This window comes from Inquilinus sp. (assembly GCF_057815775.1).
Genome location: NZ_JBYRFX010000456.1, coordinates 1 through 4,708, shown reverse-complemented (window position 1 = coordinate 4,708; position 4,708 = coordinate 1). Strand labels below are relative to the sequence as shown.

The window sequence follows — 4,708 nt, the reverse complement described above, 5'->3', positions numbered from 1 at the left end:
CTGACCACCAGGGCGACCCCGGCCGCTTCGAGCATCGCCCGGCGGGTGGCGCTGCCGGAGGCCAGGACGATGCCGCTCACGGAATCCCCGCATTGCGGCCGCGGCGGGCCAGCAGCGACAGGATCTCGGCCGCCGTCTCCTCGATCGCGCGGCGGGTGACGTCGAGCACGGGCCAGCGGTGCTTGGCGAAATAGCGCCGGGCCTCCGCCACCTCCGACCGCACCTGCTCGGGGTCTACATAGTCGGTGGTCTGGGCCTGGTTCAGCATCTGCATCCGGTTGCGGCGCAGCTGCACCAGCCGTTCCGGGTCCTTGGTCAGCCCGACCACCAGCGGCCGGGTCACCTTGTGCAGATCGTCCGGCAGCGGCAGGCCGGGCACGAAGGGCACGTTCGCCGCCTTGACCCCGCGATTGGCGAGATAGAGGCAGGTCGGCGTCTTCGAGGTGCGGGACACGCCGACCAGGATGACATCGGCCTGGTGCAGGTCGCGCGCCAGATGCCCGTCATCATGGCCCAGGGCGTAGTCCATCGCCTCGATCCGGTGGAAATAGGCGGCGTCCATCATGTGCTGCCGGCCGGGCCGGCCATGCACCGCCATGCCGAGCTGCTGCGCCAGCGCCGCCATGATCGGGTCGAGCACGGAGATGCAGGGCACGCCGAGTTGGGCGCAGACATCGAGCAGCCGGTGCCGCAGCCCGTCATCGACCAGGGTGAAGACGACGATGCCGGGATGGGCGCGGATTTCCTCCACCACCAGGTCGAGCTGGCGGTTGGTCCGCACCAGGTTCCAGAAGTGTTCGACCGGCTCCGCGCCCTCGAATTGCGAGAGGCACGCCCGGGCCACACTATGGATGGTGTCCCCAGTCGAATCCGAGACGAGATGTAGGTGGAAGCTTTTGGTCTGCGCCATCTCTCTGTTTTATCCCGAGCCTTGGGGATTGTCTGTGGGCAATTTGGGGGTGGAATGCCGTTCGCGGGGGCTTGACGCAATTCCACACCCGCTGGCCGCAGATTCGTCGACTCTTCCATCAGGCTGGGGACGAGAGTCCGAGGCTCGATGTGCCTGCCGCGGAATGCCGCCAATGCGACTCCGAGTCCTCCCGCCCGTTATGGACAGGGGGAAGGGCGAGGGTGTAGCGAGTCGGGCGCGTCTTCCCCGCTATCCACAGGGTGAGGCGCCGCGGCCGGGAAAAGCCTGTGGATGAAATGTGGAAGAGTCACAATCCCCGTTATCCACAGGGATTCACTACAACCTCAAGAAACCTAAGGACTCTTTTTATGGATAAGGATGGGCAGAGCCGGGAACCGAGCACGGCACGGCCGACCAAGCCCTTCCTGCGCGCCTTGTCCGGCGAGGCCCTGTCACGGCCTCCCGTGTGGCTGATGCGCCAGGCCGGGCGCTATCTGCCGGAATACCGCGCCGTCCGGGCCCAGGCCGGCAGCTTCCTGGACCTGTGCTACAACCCCGCCCTGGCCGCCGAGGTGACGCTGCAGCCGATCCGCCGCTATGGGCTGGACGCGGCGATCCTGTTCTCCGACATCCTGGTGGTGCCGCACGCGCTGGGCCAGGCGCTGGACTATGTCGAGGGCGAGGGCCCGAAGCTGGCGCCGGTGACCGACGCGGCCGGCATCGACCGTCTGTCCGCCGATCGCCTGCACGACGTGCTGGGACCGGTCTACGAGACCGTCGGGCGGGTCGCAGGCCTCCTCCCCCCCGAGGTGGCGCTGATCGGCTTCGCGGGCGCTCCCTGGACCGTGGCGACCTATATGGTCGAGGGTGGAGGCAGCAAGGAATACGCCGCGGTGAAGGGGCTGGCCTTCGGGCAGCCGGAGACCTTCGGCCGGCTGATCGATCTGCTGGTCGATGCCACCAGCGCCTATCTGCTGCGCCAGATCGCGGCGGGGGCCGAGACGGTGCAGCTGTTCGACAGCTGGGCCGGCGTGCTGCCGGCGACGGAGTTCGACCGGTGGGTGATCGCACCGACCAAACGCATCGACGCCGGTGCCGGCGAGGTAGCGTTCATACAGCAGCCCGGCGCCGGCGTCGATGCGGTCGGGCTGGACGGCAGCGTGCCGCTGGACTGGGCGGCGCGGACGCTGCAGCCCAAGGCGGCGGTGCAGGGCAACCTGGACCCGGTGTTCCTGGTGACCGGCGGCGAGCCGATGATCCGCGCCGCCGACGCGATCGTAGACGCGCTGGGCAAAGGCCCGTTCGTCTTCAATCTCGGCCATGGCGTGCAGCAGCGGACCCCGCCGGAGCATGTCGGGGCCCTGGTCCAGCATCTGCGCAAGGAACGGTGAGAATGAGCCGCCGGATCGCCATCGTCCTGTTCAACCTGGGCGGCCCCGACAATCCGGACGCGATCCGGCCGTTCCTGTTCAACCTGTTCGCCGACCCGGCCATCATCCGCCTGCCCAACCCGCTGCGGATCGGCCTGGCCTGGATGATCGCCCGCAAGCGGTCGCGGCTGGCCAAGGACATCTATGCCGAGATCGGCGGCGGGTCGCCGCTGCTGCCGAACACCGAGGCGCAGGCCCGGGCGCTGGAGGCCGACCTGGCCGACATGGGTGAGGTGAAGGTCTTCATCGCCATGCGCTACTGGCATCCGATGAGCCAGGAAACCGCGATGCTGGTGAAGGATTTCGCGCCCGACGAGGTGATGCTGCTGCCGCTGTACCCGCAGTTCTCGACCACAACCACCGGGTCGTCGGTGCGGGTCTGGCGCGACGCCTGTCGCATCGCCCGGCTGGACGTGCCGACGCGCCTCGTCTGCTGCTATCCGACCGAGAGCCGCTTCATCGCCACCATGGCCGCCGGGCTGCGCACGGCCCATGCCGAGGCCGCGAAGCATGGCCGGCCGCGGGTGCTGTTCTCGGCGCACGGCCTGCCGGAGAAGATCATCAAGGCCGGCGACCCCTACCAGTGGCAGTGCGAGCGCACGTCCGCCGCGCTGGCCGTGGCCTCCGGCATCCCCGACCTCGACTGGGTTTCGACCTATCAGAGCCGGGTCGGCCGGCTGAAATGGATCGAGCCGTCGACCGAGGCGGTGATTCACGAGGCCGCCGCCGCCAAGCGGCCGATCGTGGTGGTGCCGATCGCCTTCGTGTCGGAGCATTCCGAGACGCTGGTCGAACTCGACATCGAATACCGCAAGCTGGCTGACGAATCGGGCGCGCCGTGCTACCTGCGGGTGCCGACGGTCGGCGCCGACGAGGCGTTCATCGCCGGGCTGGCCGATCTGGTGCGGGCGCAGCACCGCCGCGGCACGGCCTGCGAGGCCGGCGACGGCGGCCGGATCTGCCCGGCAGCATTTTCGGGATGCCCCAGCAAAGCAGCTTAGGTAGCGAGGGACCGATGGCGGGTTATTATCTCTGGATCAAGGCGCTCCACGTCTTCTTCGTGATGTCGTGGATGGCCGGGATGCTGTATCTGCCGCGGCTGTTCGTCTATCACACCCAGACCGTGCCCGGGACGCCGGAATACGAGCGGTTCTCGATCATGGAACGGCGGCTGATGCGCGGCATCATGCTGCCCTCCGTCGTGCTGGCCCTGGTGTTCGGCATCGCCATGCTGACCATCGATCCGTCGCTGCTGCAGCAAGGCTGGCTGCATGTGAAGCTGACGGGGGTTGTCGTCCTGCTGGTGCTGCACCATCTGTGCATGCGGTGGCGCCGCGATTTCGCCGAAGGGCGCAACCGGCACACCGAACGCTTCTACCGCATGATGAACGAAGTGCCGGCGCTGCTGTTGCTGGTCATCCTGGTCATGGTGATCGTCCGGCCGTTCTGAGGGGCCTGGCGCTCTCGGTCGAGGAATAGCGGGATAACGAGCGTCTTCACGTTGCCTCTCCCGCCTGGCGGGAGAGGTCGGACGTCTCTTGGGACGTCCGGGTGAGGGTTGGTCCCGGCCTCGACGAAGAACCCTCACCCGGAGCCGCTTTGCGTCTCCGACCTCTCCCGCAAGCGGGAGAAGCAAAGCGCAGTGAGCGTGGCTCGGCCCAAAATCATTCCAGCTTTAGTGTGGGCCGTAACCGCCCAGTCCGGCAGCGGCGATCACCGCCACAATGATGGCGTTCTTCATCAAATCCCCCTCCCCCGACAATCAATCGAGCAATGATATCTCTCCCAATTCGAACTCTCGTCTGCCCCGCCCCGGCTGGCAATACGGGTCCGCCCCGATATTCCTGCCGCACCGGCGGCTCTGCGATTGACTTGCGGCAAGTCATTCGATAACCATCAGGTGTTCCCAGTGGTCTTCCGGCGCTCATCGAAGCGCCGCACGGTCGAGCCCTTCGTGCCGTGGGACCGGACATCCTGCCGAGAGACCTTTCCAAAGACGCCGCGCCGCTGGCGATCTGCCCACGCCCATCAGGGTTCCCATGCATCTGCAAGAATTAAAAGAGAAGTCTCCGAGCGAGCTTCTCGCCTATGCCGAAGAGCTTGAAGTCGAAAACGCGAGCATGCTGCGCAAGCAGGACATGATGTTCGCAATCCTCAAGCAACTGGCTGAAAACGAAGTCGCCATTTTCGGATCCGGTGTGCTCGAAGTCCTGTCGGACGGCTTCGGATACCTGCGGTCCCCGGAATCGAATTACCTGCCCGGCCCGGACGACATCTATGTGTCGCCGCAGCAGATCCGCCGCTTCGGGGTGCGCACCGGCGACACCATCGAAGGCGAGATCCGCGCGCCGAAGGAAAACGAGCATTA

Annotated in this window: 5 protein-coding genes; 4 read left to right on the top strand and 1 reads right to left on the bottom strand. The window is 66.7% G+C overall.

Going from position 1 to position 4,708, the window contains the following annotated elements; translation table 11 throughout:
• Window positions 1-76 precede the first annotated feature (76 nt).
• Window positions 77-910, bottom strand: a complete 834-nt coding sequence (locus tag AC3XYG_RS16325; protein WP_489140905.1) for a pyruvate, water dikinase regulatory protein — start codon at window positions 908-910, stop codon at window positions 77-79.
• Between the two features lie 368 nt (window positions 911-1,278).
• Here AC3XYG_RS16325 and hemE point away from each other — a divergent pair, with 368 nt between their 5' ends.
• The 4 genes from hemE to AC3XYG_RS16305 form a co-directional block, all read left to right on the top strand.
• Complete coding sequence (gene hemE, locus AC3XYG_RS16320; RefSeq protein ID WP_489140904.1) at window positions 1,279-2,301, top strand: uroporphyrinogen decarboxylase; 1,023 nt, start codon at window positions 1,279-1,281, stop codon at window positions 2,299-2,301.
• 2 nt (window positions 2,302-2,303) lie between these two features.
• A complete protein-coding gene (gene hemH / locus AC3XYG_RS16315; protein ID WP_489140903.1) occupies window positions 2,304-3,341 on the top strand; it encodes a ferrochelatase in 1,038 nt (345 codons plus the stop codon).
• A 14-nt stretch (window positions 3,342-3,355) separates the two neighbouring features.
• Complete coding sequence (hemJ, locus tag AC3XYG_RS16310) at window positions 3,356-3,790, top strand: protoporphyrinogen oxidase HemJ (protein ID WP_489140902.1); 435 nt, start codon at window positions 3,356-3,358, stop codon at window positions 3,788-3,790.
• A 589-nt stretch (window positions 3,791-4,379) separates the two neighbouring features.
• Window positions 4,380-4,708 (top strand): Rho termination factor N-terminal domain-containing protein (locus tag AC3XYG_RS16305; RefSeq protein WP_489140901.1); only part of this gene is annotated, 329 nt, incomplete at its 3' end.